The organism is Ferruginibacter sp., from assembly GCF_028288465.1.
In the GTDB taxonomy this organism is placed as follows: domain Bacteria; phylum Bacteroidota; class Bacteroidia; order Chitinophagales; family Chitinophagaceae; genus Ferruginibacter.
Genome location: NZ_JAQBNR010000001.1, coordinates 52,470 through 76,922, shown reverse-complemented (window position 1 = coordinate 76,922; position 24,453 = coordinate 52,470). Strand labels below are relative to the sequence as shown.

The window sequence follows — 24,453 nt, the reverse complement described above, 5'->3', positions numbered from 1 at the left end:
GCCGGATGAACCTGGAAGTGTTGTTGAAAGAATATGCAGATGATGGCCGCTGTTTTAAAATAGTGGATGGAATCTCATTGTCCAAACCAACGCACACACACCTTTCGGGCTTACATGGCAGTGCTAATGAATTTGTGATTGCCGCTGTTTTCAACCACCCCGCAGCAGCTCAGTTAAATCATCTTGTGCTTTTAAGAGATGCGGAGGAAGCTGCTTATTTTCACAATACATTAGAAAATCTTACCAGCGCTTTAGACATTTTTTATTTCCCATCTTCATTTAAAAATAAAAAAAATTACAGGCTGCTCAACAGCAGCCACGTAATGCTGCGCACCGAAGCGCTTACAAAAATAGCTACAGCGGCAGCAAGTTCAGGCATTCATAAAAAAATAATCATTACACATCCGGAAGCTTTATTTGAGAAAGTAGTGTTGCAAAAAACACTGTCCGCTAATATCATTTCCATCAAGCAGGGCGAAATGATTGATGTTAATGACATACTGTTCCGGTTTGTGGAGTATGGTTTTGAGCGTACTGATTTTGTGTATGAGCCGGGCCAGTTTGCAGTACGTGGTGGCATACTTGATATTTATTCTTTCGGTAATGAAAAGCCCTACCGTGTTGAGTTATTTGGTAATGAAGTGGACAGCATACGTTTATTCGATCCAGAATCGCAATTGAGCGAACGTAAATTGTTGCAGGTAAATATTATACCCAATGTTGAAACACAATTTGAAACAGGAGACCGTGTTTCACTGCTGGAATTTTTACCGCAGAACACCGTAATATGGACGGAAGACTGGCAATTTATAAAAGAAAAAATTCAACAGCAGGAAGAAGACCTGGAATTGTTTTTATCTATTGCCAAAGATGTTTCTGCTGACAAAAAACAACTGGCTGATGATGACAGCGAGATAAATGAGCGGCTGGATGTTAACGTAAATGATTTTGTAAAAGCGGTTGTGCTTGAAGAGGAAATCAAGGAAAGGAATATCATTGAAATGGGCCGCAAATCTTATTTTACAAAATCAAACTCTAACCAACCGATCGTATTTCACATTAAAGAGCAGCCTTCATTTAACCGGCAGTTTGATCTTTTAATAAAAGATCTGAAAGCATATGAAGCAAAGAAATACAACATTTATTTATTTGCCGATAACCCAAAACAGCTTGAAAGGCTGCACGTAATTTTTACCGATTTAAAGGCCGAAATTAATGTAGTTCCTGTTCCCACATCTATTCATCACGGTTTTATTGATGATGATCTTAAGGTGGTTTGCTACACTGATCACCAGATATTTCAGCGCTACCATAAATACAAAGTAAAACAGGCGTTCAGCAAAAACAAAGCGCTCACTTTAAAAATGTTGCGGGAGTTGCAGCCCGGCGATTACGTTACCCATATTGACCACGGAGTGGGCGTATACAGTGGCTTACAAAAGATTGAAGCCAATGGCAAAATGCAGGAAGCTGTACGTATTCAATATAAAGATGGCGATTTACTGTATGTAAATATCAGCAGTTTACATAAGATAGGTAAGTACAGTGGCAAGGAAGGCAGCATACCCAAAATGAACAAACTGGGTAGCGATGTATGGAATAAATTAAAAGAAAAAACCAAGAAGCAGGTAAAAGATATTGCGACAGATTTAATTAAACTGTATGCGGAGAGAAAAAGCCAGGAAGGCTTTGCATTTAGCCCGGATAATTATATGCAAACTGAACTGGAAGCAAGTTTTATTTATGAAGATACGCCCGACCAGGGAAAGGCAACAGAAGATGTAAAAAGGGATATGGAAAAGCCCTCTCCCATGGACCGGCTCGTGTGCGGAGATGTTGGTTTTGGCAAAACGGAAATTGCTATCCGTGCAGCTTTTAAAGCGTGCTGCGATGGCAAACAGGCTGCAGTACTGGTTCCTACCACGATATTGGCCTATCAGCATTTTAAAACTTTTGGTGAACGATTGAAAGATTTTCCGGTGACGGTTGATTACATTAACCGTTTTAAATCAGCCAAAGAAAAAAAGGAAACATTACAAAGAGTGGCAGAAGGAAAAGTAGATATCATTATTGGCACCCATTCTTTATTAGGTAAAGAAGTGAAGTTTAAAGACCTGGGTGTAATGATTATTGATGAAGAACAAAAATTTGGTGTTGCTGCAAAAGAAAAATTAAAACAATTACGCACAACAGTTGATTCACTTACATTAACGGCTACACCTATCCCCAGGACATTGCAATTTAGTTTGATGGGTGCAAGAGACCTTAGCATCATAAATACCCCACCACCCAACAGACAGCCTATCCAAACGGAAGTAATGGTATTTAATGAAGATGCCATCAGGGATATTATTTATTATGAAACCGAAAGAGGCGGCCAGGTTTTCTTCATACACAACAGGGTAAAGGGTTTAGCCGAGATGAAGAGTTTGATACAAGGTCTTTGTCCGGATGTCAGTATTGCTTTTGCACATGGCCAGATGGATGGCGATGATCTGGAAGATACCATCCTGGATTTTATGGATAAAAAATATGACGTATTGGTATGTACTAACATTGTAGAAAGTGGTGTAGATATTCCGAACGTAAATACCATCATTGTAAACAATGCTCACCAGTTTGGATTAAGCGATTTACACCAGTTACGGGGAAGGGTTGGCCGGAGCAATAAAAAAGCGTTCTGTTATTTGGTAGCTCCGCCAATGAGCACTTTACCGGAAGACAGTCGTAAACGGCTAAGTACTTTAGAACAATATAGTGACCTGGGCAGTGGATTTCAAATTGCCATGAGAGACCTGGATATACGTGGTGCCGGCAATATGCTGGGTGGTGAACAAAGTGGTTTCATTGCTGAAATTGGTTTTGAAATGTACCAGAAAATTTTAGATGAAGCAATCCGTGAATTGAAAAGAACTTCGTTTAAAGAATTGTATAAAGAAGAAATTCAGCAGCAGGATGACTTTGTAACAGACTGTACCATTGATACGGATCTGGAAATTCTAATTCCTGACAGTTACGTGGAAAGTATAACTGAAAGACTGAGTTTGTACAGCCGCCTGGACAATTGCGAAACAGAAGAAGATTTGCAGCAATTTCACCAGGAAATGTTAGATCGTTTTGGGCCAATACCAGCTCCGGTAGAAGATTTATTTACAACGGTAAGATGCCGTAAACTGGCTGTAGCGCTTGGTTTTGAGAAGATGTTATTAAAAAATGAAACACTAAAATGTTTCTTTGTAAGCAATCCTGATTCGCCCTATTTTCAAAGTGAAACATTTCTTGGATTATTGCAATTTTTACAAAAAGGTACTAATAAAGCCAAACTGAAACAGGTTGGTAAAAATGGAATTTTGGTGGTTGAAGAGGTTACAACTATGAATGAGTTATTCCGGTTTCTTCATAGAATGCATCAAAACATTCTCCCGGCTCCTTTAATGGCATGATGATGCAAAGCAATGTTAGCTTATCAATTTACCAAATTGCTATGGTCACAAAAAAGGCCATCTAACAGACAGCCTTTTAATTCTTTGGTACCAACTCAATTACCAGCTTTTTTTAGCTACGCCATTTTTCACAGCTTCCAACGCTGTTGCTTCGCTTAACATGGTAGTCATTTTGTTTCCCTTGCCGTCATGACCTTGTGCCATGTAGCCGCCACGGGCTGTTTTGGTTATTACTGCATCCTGCAATGGAACGTTTTTCTCTTTCGTTTTCATGCAATAGGCTGTTAACATTTTTGACATTTTGTAGAATTTATGGTTAGTAAATATGGGGAAGTTGTAAACTTCAGGATACAAGCTACATAAATTATTGGGTTTACCAAAATTTGCTGCTTATTACCACTGTTGGCTTACACATCAATTTTTGCATACTTGGCGTGGCTTTCAATGAATTCCCTCCGTGGAGGCACTTCGTCTCCCATCAGCATGCTAAACACCCGATCAGCTTCTGCAGCACTTTCTATGGTTACCTGCTTTAAAGTCCTGGTAACCGGGTTCATGGTTGTTTCCCAAAGTTGTTCAGCGTTCATCTCTCCTAAACCCTTGTAACGCTGGGTGGTAACACTCTCATCTTTACCCTGTCCAAACAGGGTAATCAATGCTTTTCTTTCTTCATCCGTCCATGCATAATCCTGCTCTTTCCCCTTTTTGACAAGGTATAACGGTGGCTGGGCGATAAATACATAGCCCTGCTCAACCAGTGCTTTCATATAACGGAAAATGAACGTCAGTATCAGGGTGGCGATGTGACTGCCATCCACGTCGGCATCCGTCATGATGATTAATTTATGATACCGGAGTTTGGATGTATCTAATGCTTTGGGGTCTTCAGGCGTACCGATCTTAACTCCCAATGCAGTAAACATATTTCTGATTTCCTCATTGTCATAAATCTTGTGTTCCATCGCCTTTTCTACATTCAATATCTTTCCACGCAATGGCAAAATAGCCTGGTAACTCCTGTCCCGTCCCTGCTTGGCAGTCCCACCGGCGGAATCTCCTTCGACCAGGTATAGTTCGCAGCGGTGGGGATCTTTATCACTACAGTCAGCCAGTTTACCTGGCAAGCCTCCACCGGTAAGCACACTTTTACGCTGTACCATTTCACGGGCCTTTTTTGCAGCGGCTCTTGCCTGGGCAGCCAGTATTACTTTTTGTATAATAGTTTTGGCATCCTTCGGATTTTCTTCCAGATAGGCAATTAGTACGCGGCTTAAAGTACTGTCAACTACACCCATTACTTCGCTGTTGCCCAGCTTGGTTTTAGTCTGACCTTCAAATTGTGGCTCCGGTACCTTTACAGAAATAATAGCGCTCAACCCCTCGCGGAAATCATCACCCTCAATTTCTACTTTGGCCTTTTCAAACATGCCCTCCTTTTCGCCATAACTTTTGAACACCCTAGTAATTGACCGGCGAAACCCGGCAACATGGGTACCTCCCTCAATAGTATTGATATTGTTTACATAGCTAAAAAGATGCTCCTGGTAGCCTGTATTGTACATCATAGCTACCTCTACCATCACATTACTGTTGACATCATGCCCGTCACAATAAATAACAGTCGGTAATAAAGCGTTTCTGTTGGCATTTTTATCCAGCATTTCCACAAATTCAACTATACCGCCCTCGCTGTAGAAAGTTTTTGTATAGGTGCTCCCATCATCTTCTTTTTCCCTGAAGTCGTTCAGCGTAATGTTGATCTTTCTGTTTAAAAACGCCAGCTCTCTTAAACGGCCTTCCAGTATTTCCCGTTTGTATACGCTTTCTGTAAAAATGCTCATGTCGGGCCAAAAATGCACCCGGGTACCAGTCGTAGTAGCTGTACCAATTTCCCTAACGGGATATTGAGGTACGCCCTTGGAGTATTCCTGTTCAAACTTTTTACCTTCCCGTTTTACGGTCACATGCAGTTTAATACTTAAAGCATTCACACAACTAACACCTACACCATGTAACCCGCCTGAAACCTTGTAAGAACCCTTGTCAAATTTACCCCCCGCGTGCAAAACTGTCATCACTACTTCCAGCGCACTTTTGTTTTCTTTGGTGTGCATCCCAGTAGGTATACCCCGGCCATCATCCTCTACCGTAATAGAATTATCTTCGTTAATATTAACGGTAATATTTTTGCAATAGCCAGCCAGCGCTTCGTCAATGGAGTTATCAACTACTTCATATACCAGGTGATGCAAACCTTTTACACCGATATCGCCAATATACATGGCAGGTCTTTTGCGGACAGCTTCAAGGCCTTCTAATACTTGTATACTGTCTGCCTCATATCCGCCGTTAACAGATGGTGATTTCACTGGCAGTACTTCTTCTGTTTCTGTAGTCATAATTGAGTGCAAATTCTAATTTTAGTGGTCAAAATCCACATTCCTGCAAATATAAGGAAAATCAGGCTCTCAGGTCACTGAAACAGGTCTTTTACACCAGTCATTTATACAAAGATTTCCACACAAAATAGATTCCTTTACCCCTGATTTGGGCGCCAATACGTTTTGTCAATATCCCGCTATTTAATGACACAATATTTACAATATATCGTTCGCTAAGCCCCGTCAGATTCAGCTATATAATGTATATTTGCATCGAAATTTATCAATGAATCAACAGCCTGACATATTGAGTATAGCGCACAATCAGCCATTTATGTTGAATGAACTGGCAATGTTGCAGGATATCAACCGGTCTGTGCCTGGTTCCGTTCATTATTCTATAAAACGGTACCGCAGAGACGCTCACTGGAACATGGAAGATACCGGTATGCTTGTGTACAATTATGAAAAAAATAGCCCGCAGGCAAATTACCTTGAATTAAAATTTTGTGTTACAGGCAATGTGTATTGCCGTGAAAAACAGGCAGAATGTGATTTCTGTAAAATGAATGCTTCCAAAACTTGTGTAGAAAAAGTAAATAGCATTGATGTACTAAGCTTCAGCTTTAAGCCGTCCTATTTAACCCAGTTTGTCGGGGGTAAGAAGCAAAGAACCATTTCGGACGAAGTGCTTTCATTTACTCATACTGCATCTTTTAGTAAACTATTGCCTTTATGCGGCAAAACCCGTATGGCAATTGAAGGTTTACTGAATCACAATTATACAGATACTTTGGAAAATATTTTCATTAACGCCCAAACGCAGATTTTGCTTTTATACAGTTTGGACTGTATGTTAGATGAAAAAGAAGAAGTATTTACCTGTAAATTTTTGGCAAACGAAGCAGACAGGGAAAAAATAACCAAAGCAAGAGAGGTGTTACTGCAGCATATTGGCGAACCCTTAACTATTAAGGAATTAAGCCGGAAAGTGGCTATTAACGAGTGTTACCTTAAAAAAGGATTTAAAGAAATGTTTGGAACTACCATCTTTGACTTTTATCAAAGTCAGCGAATGGAGCATGCAAAATATTTACTTTACGAGAAAGGCCTGAGTGTAACAGAAGTTTCCATGCTGCTGGGCTATTCTTCCATTTCGCACTTCAGTACAGCTTTTAAAAAACATACCGGAATCAAACCCTGCGAATTGCTTCTTCATTGATTTGTTCTTGTTCTAATTAAAATTTGCGAAAAAATAAGGCGTTCTAATAATGTTAGAACGCCTTTTACATTGTACTCAAATCATCTAGACTTTTCAATAATCAAATTTGAGCTACGTTGGTTTTAGATCGATATTGATTAACAATAACGTAAATAAGATAGAATTAAACTATTGGATATAAAGCGAGAACAATTAATGAATCAAGTGAAAAATAACGGGAGTAGGATTACTCCCGTCTTTACCCTAATAAAACCCTAAACCAGCAAAAATTTAGCCCTCGATGGCAATTTTTTTAATATTTTCAGCTAAAAGCTACATTTAAAAAGGAACCAATACTATGCCAAATGAAAATAATGTGCAAAACTTCGAAACGAAGCTACAATATTCAACAATTGACATTTATTCAGTTGCTTCTAACAAGGCTATTTTACTACCTTTGCACACATTTTAATGTTTACATAGCAGGAATATTATGGCAACCAGGTATAAAGAGTATCAGCATTTGAATTTGCCCAGTATAGGCGAGGAGGTATTGGTGCAATGGAACGAAAAGAATGCTTTTGAAAAAAGTGTTGCCCTAAGGGAAGGGCATCCGCCTTTCGTATTTTATGAAGGACCTCCAAGTGCCAATGGTTTACCAGGTATTCACCACGTTATATCCAGAACATTGAAAGACCTTGTTTGCCGCTATAAGACTATGCAGGGTTTTCAGGTAAAGCGTAAGGGAGGCTGGGATACCCATGGCTTGCCGGTTGAATTGGGCGTTGAAAAATTATTGGGCATAACAAAAGAAGATATTGGCAAAAAAATAAGTGTTGAGGAATACAATGCCACCTGCCGCCGTGAAGTACTGAAATTTAAAGACAAGTGGGACGATATTACCAAAAAAATGGGTTACTGGGTAGATTTAAATAATCCATATGTAACATTTGAAAATAACTATGTGGAAACACTGTGGTGGTGTTTAAAAGAATTGTACAAAAAAGGCTATTTGTATGAAAGTGTGAGCATTCAGCCATATTCTCCCGCCGCTGGCACGGGTCTGTCCAGCCATGAATTAAATCAGCCGGGTACTTACAAGGATGTGAAGGATACGAGTGTGGTTGCTATGTTTAAGGCAGTTAAAAATAAAAAATTACAGATTGAGGAAGTGGATGGCGAGGTTTTCTTTATGGCATGGACGACAACTCCGTGGACGCTTCCTTCAAATTTAGGTTTAACCGTTGGGCCGGATATTGAATATGTTTTGGTGAAGACTTTTAACCCTTACACCCATCTGCCTGTAAATGTAATTTTGGCTAAAGCATTGGTTGGCAAATATTTTAAGGCAGAAGCGGAAAATGCTGATTTCGATGCTTATAAAGAAGGCGATAAAATACTCCCCTGGAAGATTTTGACTTCGTTTAAAGGCAAGCAACTTGAAGGGGCAGATTATGAACAATTGCTGCCATCTGAGGCAAATACAATTGAAAAAATACAGGAAGGCACAACGGCGGCAATTCCCTTTAAAATTATTTTGGGCGATTTTGTTACAACCGAAGATGGAACAGGCATTGTCCACACTGCCCCGGCATTTGGTGCAGATGATTATAAAGTAGGTAAAAAAAATAATCTTGGAATTTTAACCCTTGTAGATAAGCAGGGTAAATTTATTGACGGTGTAGGCGAATTCAGCGGTCGCTATGTAAAAAATTACAAGGATGAAAAGGATTATGTTGATGTTAATGTTGATATCAGCGTAAAACTAAAAAAAGAAAACCGGGCTTTTAAAGTTGAAAAATTTGAGCATAACTATCCGCATTGCTGGCGCACCGACAAACCAATTATCTATTACCCGCTGGATGCCTGGTTTATTAAAACTACTGCTGTAAAAGACAGGATGGTTGAGTTGAACAAAACCATCAACTGGAAACCATCAGTAACAGGTACGGGTCGCTTTGGCAACTGGCTGGAAAATATGGTTGACTGGAACCTAAGTCGCAGCCGGTACTGGGGAACACCTTTGCCGGTTTGGCGTACAGCTGAGGGGGATGAAGAACAATGTATTGGCTCCATTGCAGAACTGAATAGTGAAATAAAAAAGGCTGGTGAAGTATTAGGCGGCGAAACAAATAAGCATTACCTGCATGAAAACTTGCTCGATTTACATAAGCCTTATGTAGATGACATAATATTGGTAAGCGATAGTGGCAAGCCAATGAAAAGGGTGGCCGACCTGGTGGATGTTTGGTTCGATAGTGGAGCTATGCCATACGCCCAGTGGGGTTTACCTGATACCAGTTCAAACGAATTTGGTCCGCTAAGTACAGCAAATTTTTGGCAATATCACGCAGCCTCAAAAACCAACCCGATAAGCGGCGCTTTTCCGGCAGATTTTATATGTGAAGGTGTTGACCAAACCAGGGGTTGGTTTTATACTTTACATGCACTGGGCGCCTTGCTATTTGATAGCGTTGCGTATAAAACGGTAGTGAGTAATGGTTTGGTTTTGGATAAAAATGGCAACAAAATGAGCAAACGGCTTGGCAATGTTGTTGATCCTTTTGACACGATTAACAGTTTTGGGGCTGATGCTACACGTTGGTATCTTATTACCAATGCTTCTCCTTGGGATAGTCTTAAATTTGACGTAGGAGGTATTAAAGAAGTACAACGGAAATTTTTTGGCACGTTGTATAATACTTACCAGTTTTTTGCATTGTATGCTAATGTGGATGGGTTTGCCTTTAAAGAGGCATATATCCCCCTAAAAGACAGGCCGGAAATTGATCAATGGATATTATCTTGCCTTAATTCTTTAATAAAAAATGTACAACTCAGTCTGGATGATTATGAGCCAACTCAGGCGGGTCGGGCAATTGAAGAATTTGTTGATACGCTTTTAAGTAACTGGTACGTAAGGCTTTGCCGCAGGCGGTTCTGGAAAGGAGATTATGCCCATGATAAAATATGTGCCTACCAAACCTTATATGAATGTTTGGAAACGGTGTGCAAATTAATGGCTCCCATAGCTCCTTTTTTTGCAGATTGGTTATATAATAATTTGAATTCTGTTGGCCAGCGATTTGACGAAGAATCAGTTCATCATACTGATTTTCCGCTTGTGAACGAAGATATAATAGATATTGATCTTGAAAAAAGAATGCAGTTGGCCCAGGATGCCTGCTCCCTCATTTTGTCTCTGCGCAAAAAGGTAAATATTAAAGTACGGCAACCGCTGCAAAAAGCTTTTATACCTGCTATTGACTCCGAAATGGCTGCAAGAATAAAAATGGCAGAAGAAATCATAAAAGCCGAAACCAATATTAAAGAGGTAGATATTTTAGGTGCTGAAAATGACTTTATTAAGAAAAAAGCAAAGGCCAACTTTAAAACGCTCGGCAAAAAACTGGGAACCAGGATGAAGTGGGCTGCCGGAGTGATTGCATCATTCAATAACTCGGAAATAAATAAAGTTCAGGAAGGACCATATTTATTGAATCCTGCATATCTTTCAGATAATCAGGAGCCCGTTTATATAACATCAGATGATTTAGAAATATCTACAGATGAAATTCCTGGCTATGAAGTGGCGAATAAAGGAAGTTTAACCGTAGCTTTAGACGTTACCATTACCGATGAGTTAAAAAAGGAAGGCAATGCAAGAGAATTTGTAAACAAGATTCAGAATATCAGGAAAGAAAGCAATTTTGAGTTGACTGACAGGATAAATGTGACAGTATTGCAAAATGAAATATTACAATCTTCGTTAAATCAATATAAAGATTATATTTGCGCCGAAATTTTGGCAGATTCGCTTGCTTTTTCCCCGGTTCTAAACAACGGCACTGAAATTGAAGTGAATGACGCCATCTTAATAGTAAACGTAGTTAAACAAGTAGAGTAGTATGGCAACAAAAAAGAAAGCAGCAGCAAAGCCTGTTGTAAAATCTGCCCGAACTTCTGGTAATAAAACAGCCAAACCAGTAAAAAAAGCTGTACCTGTTAAAAAAGCCATACCTGTTAAAAAAGTGGCGTCAAAAAAAGCGCCCGTTAAAGTTGTCGCTAAAAAATTAGTCAAAGCTGCGTCTAAACCTAAAAACACCATAGTTAAGGCTGCGCCTAAAAAAGCTGCGTCCGTTAAAAAAAATGTGCGTCCGCATAAAGTGGTTCAGGCTAAAAAACAAATTAAGCCAGCTGCAAAGCAAGTTAAGTTACCTGTTAAATCAGCAAAACCGGTTGTGAAACAAGTTATTAAAAAACCAGCTGCCGTTAAAAAAGCTGCTGCAAAAGCTGTTAAACCAGCATTAAAACCTATGGCAAAAAAAGAAGAAATTACAAAACCAGTAGCCAAACCAACTGGCGAAAAAGCCGCTGCAACTTCAAAGCCAGCTGCAGATGTTAAAGCAAAAGATATTAAAGTGCCTGCCCCCAAGCCTGTAGTAATTCCTAAAATTGCTACCAAAACAGTTCGAAAATACCAGCCGGATTTCACAAAATCTGTATTGGATAAAACTGAAAGAGATCCGGGTGCGCCTTCACAACGTTACAGCGATCCTGAATTACTTGAATTTAAAGAATTGATTCAGCGTAAACTGGAAGCGGCAAAAAAAGAATTGGCTTACCTGCATGGTTTAATTACCAGGAAAGATGAAATGGGCGGAGATGAAGGTGACAACCGCTACATGACGATGGAAGATGGAAGTCTGAGTATGGAAAGAGAACAACTGAGCCAGATGGCAAGCCGCCAGATCACTTTTATTGATCATCTGGAAAAGGCCATTATGCGCATTGAGAACAAGACCTATGGAATTTGTCGTGTAACAGGCAAATTAATTGATAAGGCCCGCTTGCGAGCGGTACCTCACGCTACATTAAGTATAGAAGCTAAAATGGGTTCTGTAAAATAATTTGATTGATATCAAAAAGGAGAGTTGTGAAGACAATTCTCCTTTTTTTATTCAGGCATCCTTAATTCATTGGGATTTCGATTGCCAACAATTCTGCATCTTCATTTGCAGTGACGGAAAAGCTGTCTGTTCCGTCGATACCAAGTGCATCCCTTCTGCCTAATGTAGTTTCCCCTACGGTTACAGTACCGCTAATACTTACCAGGAAAACGCCGTTGCCGGAAAATTTATTGGTGTATGCAAGTGTGCTTCCTGCCTTTAGCGAGGTTAATGCAAAGCGGGCATCCTGGTTGATCCAGAGCGCATTATCTTTTTCATCAGCACTAACAATATATTGCCATTTATTGATTCGTTCATTTAAATCAAAAGTCCGCTGATCATATCGTGGCTGTATGTTATTTACCTTTGGAAAAATCCATACCTGAAACAGCGTAACCGGATCCGTTGCTGACGCATTTGCTTCCGAATGTTGTACACCTGTACCGGCACTCATAATCTGGACATCCCCAGCCTTAATAATACCAGCCCCGCCTGTGCTGTCTTTGTGTTTCAGTGCACCTGTAAAAGGTATGGTAACAATTTCCATATTGTCATGCGGATGGGTTGGAAAGGCCCCACCCCCTGCAATATAATCGTCATTCAAAACTCTTAATACCCCAAAGTGTAAGTTTTTTGGATTGTGATACTGGCCGAAACTAAAATAATAATTAGGCTTTAACCAACCATAATCTCCTGTGCCCCTGTCGGCTGCTTTATACAATACTGTTGTCATAAACTACTATTTTTTTAATAAAAATCAATGTTTAAACTTCAAATTGGTACCGCTTTAAATTACCTGACAAAACAGCAAAAAATACCCCCTTTAAAAGGGGGCTTAATTAGTTAAAACTGGTCATCTCGTTATAATCTAAGGGAATGCTGTTATCTTCCTCCCGGTTTTCATTGTACTCTACCAGGAAATTATTTCGTCCTTCCCCGGTTACAATAATTAAATATTTCTGTTGTGACAACTCCAGTAAACTTAAAAAAAGGAACAGTGCATGTATACGATCCTGGCATACTTCAAATATTTTTTCGAATGAAGCATTTTTAGCAGCACGGCAGGTAGTTAACATGTAATCACGACTTTCTTCCATCGTATAATTGTATTGCACAACTGTATGCACCGGCCTGTTATTTTTTTCGTGTAGTCGCTGCACCACTTTTTCGAAGGCTTTCATCAGTTTAAATAAAGTAACAGCCTGTATCTCTGTGCCTTCACCAGCTTCTTCTCCTATTTGCGATAATTCTCTTTGCAGGTTGCCGCGCTTCAGCATCAGCATGCGTGTTTCCTCCAACTCCGCCATTTTTGCCGATGCTTCTTTAAATCTTTTATATTCCAGTATTTTATTGATCAGTTCCTGCCGGGGGTCAATTTCATTGCCCTGTTCATCAATTTCCTTTCTTGGAATAAGCATTTTTGCCTTTATGCGCATCAGGGTGCTGATAAATAAAATAAATTCACTACTCAGTTCAATGTTCAGCTTTTCTGTTTGATGGATAAAATCCAGGAAATCATTGGTTATTTTTGTAATCGGAATATTGTAAATATCCAGTTCATCTCTTTCAATAAAGAAGAGAAGCAAATCAAACGGTCCCTCAAACTGGTCCAGTTTTATCTGGTATGTATTATTGGCCAAAGTAAAAAGTTAGGTTACAAAAAATCCTCCGGCTAAACCGGAGGGCAAATGTATAAATAAGTTAAGAGAGATTTATAAATTAAGCGCAAAACCCACACCCAAGGTGGATAACATCTGCAAACCTATTGTCTGCGACGGCACTGAAGATTTTTTTACATCATCATCATATAAAAGATCTAAAGAATAACTTACCTGGATAAATCGATTTACCTTTACCTTAAATTGATTTGTCCAAAATAGATCAACATTTTGCGGATTTCTAAGGTAATTACTGTATAAATCCAGCTTGCCGGAATAGGCAACATTTTTCACAATATCTTTCCTGATCACTGCTGTAACAAAAGTACCAAACTCTCCCCTATGCTGTTTCAAAGGATTTACACCATAGAGTGTGGCCAGTGGCGTTTCCATGTGACTGTTAAATATACCGCCCTGGGAAAGATAACTGTAAGGACCGTTGGTAACAATTGTCCATCTTGTTGCGAGAGGAGAACCAAATACAGAAAACCAGGAAAGTGGAGTCCAGCTGATGCCAGGTGCTATCACAATATAAGCAGGGGCAAAAAAGCCTGAATTCCTTCTTTTGTTTGCAGTTTCAAAATAATTGTATTCATACCCGCTGGTTAATTGCGTCCTTAACTGGCCCAAAATTGAAATATTTACTTTGTTCCAGTTTGCAGGCGCATATCCATATTTTGAAACCAGGTCAATGCGGTCATTGAATTTTCGCGAACCAAGAGAAGTAGTTTTTATCAGGCCATAGTTAAAATCCAGCGAGTTATCCCAGTTTTTTCTGCCCCATTTTTTGGAAGCAAAAGCATTGACAGTTGCTGCTGTTGAAAGAGAAAATCGATCGCCTCCTGCTGAAATCCAATTGCTGTTGCTTACCTGGGTAAGACTGATACTGCATGCTAAGCCTTTAATCCACCCGTTTTTATCTGCTTTTTTTATAGTGTCATTTTTTACAGCGTTTTCTGCAATTACTTTCATCTCCTTAAGAGATGTATCCTGTGCAATGGCAATATCCAAAACGCACAAAAAGACTGCAGTTACAAATAGGTATTTCATTGAAAATATTTTGAACTAAATAAACGGCTGGCATTTTTTAGCACCAGCCATTACTAAAAAATCCAAATTGTATAAGAAAATCTTACAGCTATTAAAATTTATAGTTGAAGCCGATACCAATTCCATGTTGCGTTTGCATTCTGGCAACTTCCAGATCATTATAACGTAAATTAAAACTAACTGTTGCGGCGATATACTTATTTACTGTAAAAGCAAACAGGTTGTTCCAGTTTACAATTAAATTGCCCGGATTTTTCAGGTAATTTGAGTAAACATCAGCAAAACCGGTATATAAAATTCCTTTAGACAAATCGTAAGAAAAACTGGCCCTGGCATAGGCACCTAATCCAAAAGCAACTTTTTTACCTGCATCTACACCGTACAGTGACAACGGCTTGGAACTGGCAGTTAATTTGGTGGTTAAATTGGACATTGCCGGAGAAATAAGCAAGTTGAAATGATTACTTGGCTTGTATAAAAACCCTGGGCCAAGTTTGATATAACCGGGAGTCATGAACCGCTCAAACTGACTTTCCAAACTAAAGAAGGCTGCATAACTCCATTCTTTACTAAACTCTTTTCCGTAAATAGAACTAAAGTTTAAATAGTCGTCGCTCTTTGTAAAAGGCACTGACTTGGAACTGTTTGTTGCAGGAACATAGACTGAAGAACTAGTGCCTGCATATCTTCCATTTAAAGAATTTAACCAGTTTGTCTTTCCTTTTTTTCTGTTGAAATCGTATGATATAATACCCTTAACACCAAAAAAAGAAGTGTTACCACCACCTTTAACAGCTGTCCAATAATTATTTTGTCCTAATTCTGTCAGGCTGATATTGATTGTTCCGGCTTTAACCCAACCATCTTTTAGAGTGGTATCTGCTTTATTTTTCGCTACTGTTGAAATTGCTCCATCTACATTGGTTGAAGTCTTTACATTTGTTTCTGACTGTGCCTGTGAAATAATAACACTGATTAATAACAGGGAACACAGATAAATAGCTTTTTTCATTCTATTTGGTTTTAATTGAAATAAATAATTTACCGCTAAGACAACTTTTTGATAATATAAGTTGCCTGATATAAAAAATACACCTTCGCAGGTGTATCTTTATATAACATAAAAAATTGCATTATTTTTTAAGCTCGTCTCTTATCTGCATTAATAACTTGTCAGTTGAAGAAGGTTCTGAAGGTGGTAGTGGGGCAGCTTCTTCTTTCTTCGTTACCGCGTTGGCAGCTTTTATAATAGAAAACAGCACAAGGGCTATAACAATAAATTTAATTACAGAAGATAGAAATTTGCCATATTTTACAGCCCCCCAGCTAAGATGTTCGATGTCGGCTGCTCCCGCCGCTTTCAATGCCGGTGTTAATAATAATGGTGTGATGATATCATCTACGAGAGAAGACACAATAGCACCAAACGCACCACCAATAATAACAGCAACTGCAAGATCTACGACGTTGCCTTTCATAGCAAAATCTTTAAATTCTTTGATAAATCCCATAATAATGATTTTTAAATGGTTAATTGATAGAAAATAAGACGATACGAAAATATATTTTTATAATTATGTTTCCAACAAAATATTAAGAAAAACAATTAGGTAACATAATCTGGATACAATTAAAGATTTGATTTATTTACTGCTACTTTGCAGGCTCAAATGAATAAAACTGTTATTAACTGGCTGCTGCTTATTTCACTTTCATTGATTTGGGGCAGTAGCTTCATCTTAATGAAAATAGGTCTAACACAATTGTCATCTTACCAGGTAGCCGCTGTGAGGATTGCGGCATCCGGACTGATATTATTACCGATCGCTCTAAAATGTATTAAAGGTATTCCCGCAAAAAAATTACTACTTATTTTTTTGTCAGGAAGTATCGGAAGCCTTATACCTGCTTTTCTATTCTGTATGGCCGAGGAAAAAGTAGATAGCAGCCTGGCAGGCACGCTCAACGCATTGACACCCGTGTTTATAATTATCAATGGTGTTATTTTTTTTCATACCAATACGTCAGTAAACAAAGTAACAGGTATTGCAATTGCTTTAAGTGGCAGCGTATTGTTACTTCTAAGTAAAGGGCATTTACAAGCCGGTCAAAATTCCATGTCGGTAGTGCTAATTGTGTTAGCCACCTTTCTGTATGGTTTTAACGTAAATATGGTTTCCAAAAAACTATTGCACATTCCTTCCCTTCACATTACGGCTGTAGCTCTTTCATTGAATGCTATTCCTGCACTGCTGATACTTGTATATACGGGATATTTCAAGTTGCCATTACAGCACACTTCAATGCTGATATCAACGTCAGCGGCAGTTGTGTTAGGTGTTGGCGGTACAGCTATCGCCACGATTATATTTTATATGCTGGTAAAAAGAGCGGGGGTAATTTTCGCAAGTATGGTTACTTATGTGATTCCATTTGTTGCTATTGCATGGGGAATTATTTATGGAGAATATTTTGGCATTCTGCAGGTAATCTGCATGGTGATCATTCTGGCTGGCGTTTATGTTACTAATAAAAAATAAAAAAGCCTCCGTTGTGGCGGAGACTTCTTAAATCAAATTTTTATTTTGTTATTTCTTACTGCTTTTTGTTTTTACTTTTTTAACCCCTTTCGCTGGAACAGGTGCTGCGACAGCTGTTGTTGCTGGTTTTGCTTCAACTGCCGGAGCCGCTGCTTTTGCTTTATCAAACTCCTCTGCTGTAATAACCTCACCTGTAAAAGTGATGCTTTTCATTTCATCAATACCAGCAAATTTTACAGTTAAATGTTTTTCAAAATGACCTGCATTGGCTGCATTGTAAGTTGCATTGATAACACCAGTTTTACCCGGAGCTATTGGCTCTTTTGTATAATCAGAAATAGTACATCCGCAAGTTGGATTTGCTTGCTCAATAATTAAAGGTGTGCTGCTGATGTTGGTAACTGTAAAAGTACCTTTAGCAGGAACACTTTGTTTTATTTTCCCAAAGTCAATTGTCTCATTCGTAAATTTGGCAACATCAGCTACTTTTTTTGCCTGTGGTTGTGCAAATACTGTTGACGTTATCGCAAGTACAGCTGCGGATAATAAAAATGTTTTCATGATATTTTTTTTGAATTGTTTTTAAATTTATTATAAATCTTTTAAACTTCCTAGCTCTTTATTTTCAGGTGCAGAAGTAGCTGGTGTTTTCCAAACCTCTCCAGTAATAGTTATTTGTTTAGATTCATTCCCGTTATAAGTGATTGTAATAATTTTTGTAAAAGGTCCTTCACTTGCTGCATTGTAACCAACTGTGATAGCTGTTTTTTCTTTAGGGGCCTGTATTTTATTTCTGTCCCAGTCAGGTGTAGTACAACCACAACTTGCCTGAACATTACTGATTTTTAATGAATCCTTTCCATTGTTTATCACTTCAAAAACATGTGTAACGGGTCTGCCTTGCGGAATTTTACCAAAATCAAATGCTGTTTCTTTTAATCCTAAAACTTCTGCCGGTACGGTAGTTGTACCGCTTAAAGAAGAAGGCTGTTTGGGAGTATTTTTAGCTAAATCTGTTGACTGTGCAGGCACGTAAAGTGCAGCAAAACAAACAACAGCCAGTGTAAATACTTTTTTCATTTGATGTGTAAGTTTTCAAATATTGATCCAAAGATACAAAAACGATTAAAACCATTACAAATTGTCAGGGGGTTATGTTTTTTTTAACAATCATCACAACTATTATTTTACATTTGTTGAATGGATACAGTAAATACCAATGATACTGCATTGCAGGAAAAATTAAGTTTTGATCATTTCCGGAATGAAGTGCTGAAAGATTACCGTATTAGCTGCGAAAGCAGGGAAACCAGCCTGATGGGAAGAAAAGAAGTGCTTACAGGCAAGGCAAAATTTGGCATTTTTGGAGACGGCAAAGAAGTAGCACAGGTAGCAATGGCCAAGTTTTTTAAACCGGGCGATTTCAGGGCAGGGTATTATCGTGACCAGACATTTATGTTTGCCGCCGGCATGGCTACTGTTGAACAATATTTCGCTCAATTATTTGCAGATCCCGATATCAACAATGACCCTTTTAGTGCAGGTCGCCAGATGAACGCACACTTTGCAACAAAAAATGCAGATGAAAATGGCGAATGGCTTGATCTTGCCTACATAAAAAATACCAGCAGTGATATGGCCCCTACTGCGGGCCAAATGCCACGTGCACTGGGTTTGGCGCTGGCGTCTAAACTATTCAGAAATGTAGATACGTTTAAACAACATCGTAATTTAAGTGACAACGGCAACGAAGTGTGCTTTTGTACCATAGGAGATGCATCCACAAGCGAAGGTCATTTTTGGGAAGTAGTAAATGCAGCCGGCGTTCTGCAGGTACCACTGGCCATTTTTATTTGGGATGACGGATACGGCATTTCTGTTCCAAAACACCTTCAAACGACCAAGGGCTCTATTTCCACTGCGCTAAGAGGAATGCAAAAAACAGAAGGCACAAACGGCCTTGATATTTATAAATTAAAGGGCTGGGACTATGCTGGCATGTGCGAAGTATTTGAACCGGCGATTCAGAAAATAAGAGACACTCACATCCCTGCCATTTTTCACGTAGAAGAAATAACACAACCGCAGGGACATTCAACATCCGGTAGCCACGAGCGGTATAAAAAACCAGAAAGACTTGCCTGGGAGAGAGAATGGGATTGCATTAAGCAAATGCGGGAGTGGATTATGGCAAATGCACTCGCCGAAGAAAATGAATTGGTTGAAATTGAGATAAATGCAAAATTATTTATTAAGGAAAGTAAACAAAAGGCATGGGAAAAATACATCGCTCCCATAAAACAACAGGTAGCAGAATGCCTTCCTTTATTAAGTGATCTTTCGCAACAATTAACTGCCGAAAAAAGTGCAGAAGTCAGCAATATTATGCTGGAATTGAACAACAACAGGGAACCCTTGCGGAGAGAAGTTTTAAAGGCGATGGCTACTGCGCTTGATATTGCGGGCAATAGTACGGGGACTGAGGAATTGAATAATCATTACCAGCAGCTAAGAAGGGCTAACGCAAAACTGTATAATTCTTTCTTGTATAACGAAGGACCTAAATCTGCATTGAATGTTACCGTAATTAATCCATACTATTCAGAAGATGCCAAAATTGTAAATGGGTATGAAGTGCTTAACCATTATTTTGATGCGCTGTTTGCCAGTAACGATAAAGTAACTGCCTTTGGCGAAGACTTGGGCTTTATTGGCGATGTAAACCAGGGGTTCAGCGGACTGCAGGCTAAATATGGAGATCAGCGCATATTCGATACCGGCATAAGAGAACTTTCGATAATGGGCCAGGGCATTGGGTTGGCTTTAAGAGGCTTGCGTCCCATAGCCGAAATTCAATACATTGATTACATGTTGTACGGATTACAAACATTAAGCGATGATTTGGCAACTACACATTTTCGTACAGCCGGCCAGCAAAGTTGTCCCATGATTATACGGACACGAGGCCACCGGCTGGAAGGTATTTGGCACAGCGGTTCCCCAATGGGAATGATCATAAATTCATTACGCGGCATCTACGTTTGTGTACCAAGAAATATGGTGCAGGCTGCAGGCATGTACAATACGCTGATGCAAAGCAATGACCCCGCTCTGATGATTGAATGTCTGAACGGGTATCGCCTTAAAGAAAAATTACCCGATAATTTACTCGCTTTTACGGTGCCGCTGGGTGTTCCGGAAACTGTACATGAAGGAAACGACGTTACCATCGTAACTTATGGTTCTACCCTGCGTGTTGTGCTTGATGCAGTAAATTCACTTAATAAATTAGGTATCAGTTGCGAAGTGATGGATGTGCAAACTTTATTGCCATTCGATATCCACCACGCCATTGCAAAATCGTTGCAAAAAACCAACCGCATTTTGTTTGTTGATGAAGATGTACCCGGCGGCGCCGCCGCATTCATGTTTAATAAAGTAATGGAAGAACAAGGTGGCTATAAATTCCTGGATGTAGCCCCGAGAACAATTACTGCGCAGGATCACCGGCCATCTTATGCAAGTGATGGCGATTACTTCAGCAAACCCAATGTTGAAGATGTAGTAAGGGTGGTGAAAGAAATGATGGCAGAATAATTTTTGCTGCTAATTTAAATTGTATCATTTATTGTTATGAACTTAGACTTATACCAGGTTGATGCTTTTGCAAACCGGCTTTTTTCCGGCAATCCTGCAGCCGTCATTCCGCTGCAGCAATGGCTGGATGATACAATAATGCAAAACATTGCACTTGAAAATAATTTATCTGAAACTGTTTTTTTTGTCCCCTCAATTTCGCCTGCTGCTGATTATGATATCCGGTGGTTTACGCCGGAAGTAGAAATCAATCTTTGCGGTCACGCCACACTGGCTAGTGCTTATGTCTTGTTCACCATACTCGGTTTTAATAAAAAGGTGGTACGTTTTAATTCTAAAAGTGGCATTCTTACCATAACCAAAAAAGACGACCTGATAGAAATGGATTTTCCAAGCTGGAAGCCGGAAAGACTGGAATTATATGATGATTCTTTAACTGAAATATTGGGTGATCCAATCATTGCCGGTGTATACAAATACCGTGATATTTTGATAGAGCTGGAAACAGAAGACGATGTACAAAGCTGCACACCTGACTTCACTCTAATGAAAAAGCATTTTGATAAAATGATCATTACCGCTCCGGGAAAAAAGGCCGATTTTGTTTCAAGATTTTTTGCACCCGGCGCTGGCATTAACGAAGATCCTGTTACCGGTTCTGCGCATGCCCAATTAATTCCTTTCTGGAGCGAAAAACTGGGAAAAAATAAATTGCATGCATTGCAATTATCCAAACGTGGCGGCGAATTATGGTGCGAACAATTGAATGCTGAAAGGGTAACTATTAGCGGCCAATGCGTGTTTTATATGAAAGGGGAAATAACAATTTAATGCTGACTGATTATGATGGTTAATGTTTGATTTCCTTCAATTCGATGACGACCTTTCATTCTAAAATACTACATCACTAAAGAAATCAGACGTAAAAACTATTTCATGTTGTGATACACTTTCTGTACATCTTCATCCTGCTCTAACTTATCAACTAACTTAAACACGTCCTGGGCAGCTTCTTCGCTCAGCTCTGTAGTATTCATTGGTATCCTGGTCAATTCAGCTGTAATCACTTCAATCTTCTTTTCTTCCAGTGCTTTTGCCATGTGGCCAAATTCAGTAAAAGTGGTGCGGATAACAATATTTCCTTCGCTGTCTTCGCCTATTTCTTCCAAACCGTAGTCAATCAGTTCCAGCTCCAGGTCCTCGATATTTAAACCGGTATTTTTTATTTTAAATTCTCCCAGGCGATTAAAGGTAAAAGCAACACTTCCGCTGGTGCCTAAGCTACCACCACTTTTAGTGAAATGCATTCTTACATTGGCAACAGTTCTCGTAGGGTTATCGGTTGCGGTTTCTACCAATATAGCAATACCATGCGGCGCATAGCCTTCATACAAAATTTCATCATAGTGCACCATTTCCTTACCCATGGCCCTTTTAATAGCCGCCTCTACCCTATCCTTTGGCATTCCTACACTCCGGGCATTCTGGTAACATCTTCTCAATGCCGCATTGCCATTGGGATCAGGCCCACCTGCTTTTACCGCAATAACAATTTCTTTTCCAATGCGGGTAAAGTTCTTCGCCATTTTGTCCCAGCGGGCAAACATGGAACTTTTTCGTACTTCAAATATTCTTCCCATGGTCTTACTTTTACTTTTATCAGGTTACCGGTTATTGAACCGGATTGCAAATTTAGGGAAAATCATTTTTCCTCATATCATTATCACACCTGGGCAGTCATTCCGCTCTATGACTTCATAATGAACCGGCTGTAAAACCCGGTGTCAAAAATCATCTGTCAGGTAAAAAAACGCTTCCCACAATCCACAGCAGCAATTAAATGTTATTTGCTAATTTTAACCGGATGACTCAGCCACTTTTACAGGTACAAAATTTATCAATTGATTTTACATCAGGAGCAGCTCTAAACAACGCTGTAAAAAACATTTCATTTACTGTTAATGCCGGCGAGATCCTGGCGATTGTGGGTGAATCCGGTTCAGGGAAATCTGTTACCGCATTGTCATTGCTGCAATTACTTCCACAACAGGCTTTGGTAAAAGGCAAATTGATATTTGCACCAGCAATTCAACCGGCTGTTGATTTATTGCAAACAAGTGGCAGGCAAATGAATTCGATCCGTGGAAAAGACATCGCCATGATTTTCCAGGAACCAATGACATCATTGAATCCAGTCATTACATGTGGCCATCAGGTAATGGAATCAATTCAATTGCACCAGCAAATTTCAGCAAAGGCTGCCAGGCAAAAAGCCATAGAGCTATTTCAACAGGTTGATCTTCCCAATGCTGCAGAATTAATTGACCGTTATCCACACCAGCTAAGTGGCGGACAAAAACAACGGGTGATGATTGCCATGGCCATGAGTTGTGCCCCTTCTCTTTTAATCGCTGATGAGCCAACTACAGCACTGGATGTAACCGTTCAAAAAACAATTCTTGAGTTAATAAAAAAATTACAGCAAAAAACGGGCATGGGCGTTATTTTTATTACACATGACCTTAGCCTTGTTGCAGACATAGCTGACAGCATTTTAGTAATGTATAAAGGACAGATTGTTGAGCAGGGTAAAACAAAAGAAGTATTGCAACACCCGCAACAAGCTTACACAAAGGCTTTATTAGCATGCAGGCCAGCGCTGCATGCACGCGGAGTGAAACTACCAGTTGTTAGTGACTTTTTTGATGGCAATGAAAATAATCAGGCACACGTAAAAAAGACGCTTGTCACTTCGAACATTGATGAGAATAAAACTTTGTCAAATAGAGATAATCAAACTGCTGATAATGCAGTATTGTCTCCGGTTTTAAAAGTTGAAAAACTGAGCGTGCATTATAATGGCAAACGGTCATTTTTGTTTGGCAAACCCAACCAGCCTTTTAAGGCCGTAGATGAGGTAAGTTTTATTGTCAGTAAAGGCGAAACGTTGGGACTGGTGGGCGAGAGTGGCTGTGGAAAAACAACGTTGGGCAGAGCGATTTTGCAATTAATTCCAGTTACATCGGGGAATATTATTTTGAATGGATCAAACCTGGCAGCCTTGTCTTCAAAAGAATTACAGCCGTTAAGAAAGGAATTACAAATGGTTTTCCAGGATCCTTACGGCTCGTTGAATCCAAGATTAACGATTGGTAATGCCATGACTGAACCAATGAATGTGCATGGCATTTTAAATAGTAAGGGTCAGCGTAAAGAACGGGCGGTGGATTTACTTGAAAAAGTAAATTTAACAGCGGAACACTTCAACCGCTATCCACATCAGTTTAGCGGCGGGCAAAGGCAACGTATTTGTATTGCCCGTGCGCTTGTTTTAAATCCTTCATTTTTGATTTTTGATGAGAGCGTAAGTGCGTTAGATGTGAGTGTTCAGGCACAGGTATTAAATTTATTAAACGATCTTAAAAAAGAATATGGCTTTACCTCCATTTTTATATCGCACGATCTGTCGGTCGTTCGTTACATCAGTGATCGCATATTGGTAATGAATAACGGCAAAATTGTGGAAGAAGGCCCTGCTGATGAAGTATATACCAATCCCCAAAATGACTACACCAAAAAATTGATAGCTGCTATACCGGGAAAATCAATTATGTTTTAATTCCTTCATACTGCA

At 39.4% G+C, this 24,453-nt stretch carries 18 protein-coding genes; 8 read left to right on the top strand and 10 right to left on the bottom strand.

The window, feature by feature from the left end:
* Positions 1-5 precede the first annotated feature (5 nt).
* A complete protein-coding gene (gene mfd, locus JWR61_RS00335; RefSeq protein ID WP_367881782.1) occupies positions 6-3,443 on the top strand; it encodes a transcription-repair coupling factor in 3,438 nt (1,145 codons plus the stop codon).
* 99 nt (positions 3,444-3,542) lie between these two features.
* On the opposite strand, the gene JWR61_RS00330 is transcribed toward mfd, so the two are convergent.
* Positions 3,543-3,743 (bottom strand): hypothetical protein, encoded by a 201-nt coding sequence (locus tag JWR61_RS00330; RefSeq protein ID WP_290339963.1) that lies wholly within the window; start codon positions 3,741-3,743, stop codon positions 3,543-3,545.
* A gap of 107 nt (positions 3,744-3,850) precedes the next feature.
* Positions 3,851-5,842, bottom strand: coding sequence for a DNA topoisomerase (ATP-hydrolyzing) subunit B (gyrB, locus tag JWR61_RS00325; RefSeq protein WP_290339962.1), 1,992 nt, complete (start codon positions 5,840-5,842; stop codon positions 3,851-3,853).
* A gap of 268 nt (positions 5,843-6,110) precedes the next feature.
* Here gyrB and JWR61_RS00320 point away from each other — a divergent pair, with 268 nt between their 5' ends.
* From JWR61_RS00320 to JWR61_RS00310, 3 genes are all read left to right on the top strand, one after another.
* Positions 6,111-7,046 (top strand): AraC family transcriptional regulator, encoded by a 936-nt coding sequence (locus tag JWR61_RS00320; protein WP_290339961.1) that lies wholly within the window; start codon positions 6,111-6,113, stop codon positions 7,044-7,046.
* 472 nt (positions 7,047-7,518) lie between these two features.
* Positions 7,519-10,932, top strand: a complete 3,414-nt coding sequence (gene ileS, locus JWR61_RS00315; RefSeq protein ID WP_301925905.1) for an isoleucine--tRNA ligase — start codon at positions 7,519-7,521, stop codon at positions 10,930-10,932.
* Between the two features lies 1 nt (position 10,933).
* Entirely contained in the window at positions 10,934-11,935 is a 1,002-nt protein-coding gene (locus JWR61_RS00310) for a TraR/DksA C4-type zinc finger protein (RefSeq protein WP_301925904.1), read from the top strand.
* Between the two features lie 61 nt (positions 11,936-11,996).
* Here the strand turns inward: JWR61_RS00310 and JWR61_RS00305 are convergent, their stop codons facing one another.
* The 5 genes from JWR61_RS00305 to mscL form a co-directional block, all read right to left on the bottom strand.
* A complete protein-coding gene (locus tag JWR61_RS00305; protein ID WP_301925903.1) occupies positions 11,997-12,707 on the bottom strand; it encodes a pirin family protein in 711 nt (236 codons plus the stop codon).
* A gap of 106 nt (positions 12,708-12,813) precedes the next feature.
* Positions 12,814-13,614, bottom strand: a complete 801-nt coding sequence (locus JWR61_RS00300; protein WP_290339956.1) for a ScpA family protein — start codon at positions 13,612-13,614, stop codon at positions 12,814-12,816.
* A gap of 72 nt (positions 13,615-13,686) precedes the next feature.
* The gene (locus JWR61_RS00295) at positions 13,687-14,682 is read right to left on the bottom strand and encodes a DUF3078 domain-containing protein (RefSeq protein ID WP_301925902.1); all 996 of its coding nucleotides are present in this window, start codon (positions 14,680-14,682) and stop codon (positions 13,687-13,689) included.
* Positions 14,683-14,773: 91 nt separating this feature from the next.
* The gene (locus JWR61_RS00290; protein WP_301925901.1) at positions 14,774-15,694 is read right to left on the bottom strand and encodes a DUF3078 domain-containing protein; all 921 of its coding nucleotides are present in this window, start codon (positions 15,692-15,694) and stop codon (positions 14,774-14,776) included.
* Positions 15,695-15,815: 121 nt separating this feature from the next.
* On the bottom strand, positions 15,816-16,193 hold the full coding sequence (gene mscL, locus JWR61_RS00285; protein WP_301925900.1) for a large conductance mechanosensitive channel protein MscL: 378 nt from the start codon (positions 16,191-16,193) through the stop codon (positions 15,816-15,818).
* 159 nt (positions 16,194-16,352) lie between these two features.
* On the opposite strand from mscL, the gene JWR61_RS00280 reads away from it, so the two are divergent.
* Entirely contained in the window at positions 16,353-17,222 is an 870-nt protein-coding gene (locus JWR61_RS00280) for a DMT family transporter (protein ID WP_301925899.1), read from the top strand.
* 48 nt (positions 17,223-17,270) lie between these two features.
* Here JWR61_RS00280 and JWR61_RS00275 read toward each other — a convergent pair whose 3' ends face one another.
* On the bottom strand, positions 17,271-17,783 hold the full coding sequence (locus JWR61_RS00275; protein WP_301925898.1) for a DUF1573 domain-containing protein: 513 nt from the start codon (positions 17,781-17,783) through the stop codon (positions 17,271-17,273).
* A 30-nt stretch (positions 17,784-17,813) separates the two neighbouring features.
* Positions 17,814-18,302, bottom strand: a complete 489-nt coding sequence (locus JWR61_RS00270; RefSeq protein WP_301925897.1) for a DUF1573 domain-containing protein — start codon at positions 18,300-18,302, stop codon at positions 17,814-17,816.
* Positions 18,303-18,422: 120 nt separating this feature from the next.
* On the opposite strand from JWR61_RS00270, the gene JWR61_RS00265 reads away from it, so the two are divergent.
* Positions 18,423-20,819, top strand: a complete 2,397-nt coding sequence (locus tag JWR61_RS00265) for a thiamine pyrophosphate-dependent enzyme (RefSeq protein ID WP_301925896.1) — start codon at positions 18,423-18,425, stop codon at positions 20,817-20,819.
* Positions 20,820-20,855: 36 nt separating this feature from the next.
* Entirely contained in the window at positions 20,856-21,650 is a 795-nt protein-coding gene (locus JWR61_RS00260) for a PhzF family phenazine biosynthesis protein (RefSeq protein ID WP_301925895.1), read from the top strand.
* 98 nt (positions 21,651-21,748) lie between these two features.
* Here JWR61_RS00260 and JWR61_RS00255 read toward each other — a convergent pair whose 3' ends face one another.
* Positions 21,749-22,459 (bottom strand): YebC/PmpR family DNA-binding transcriptional regulator, encoded by a 711-nt coding sequence (locus JWR61_RS00255; protein ID WP_290339947.1) that lies wholly within the window; start codon positions 22,457-22,459, stop codon positions 21,749-21,751.
* A 224-nt stretch (positions 22,460-22,683) separates the two neighbouring features.
* On the opposite strand from JWR61_RS00255, the gene JWR61_RS00250 reads away from it, so the two are divergent.
* Positions 22,684-24,438: an ABC transporter ATP-binding protein gene (locus JWR61_RS00250; RefSeq protein ID WP_301925894.1), complete on the top strand. Its 1,755-nt coding sequence runs from the start codon at positions 22,684-22,686 to the stop codon at positions 24,436-24,438.
* Positions 24,439-24,453: the final 15 nt, after the last annotated feature.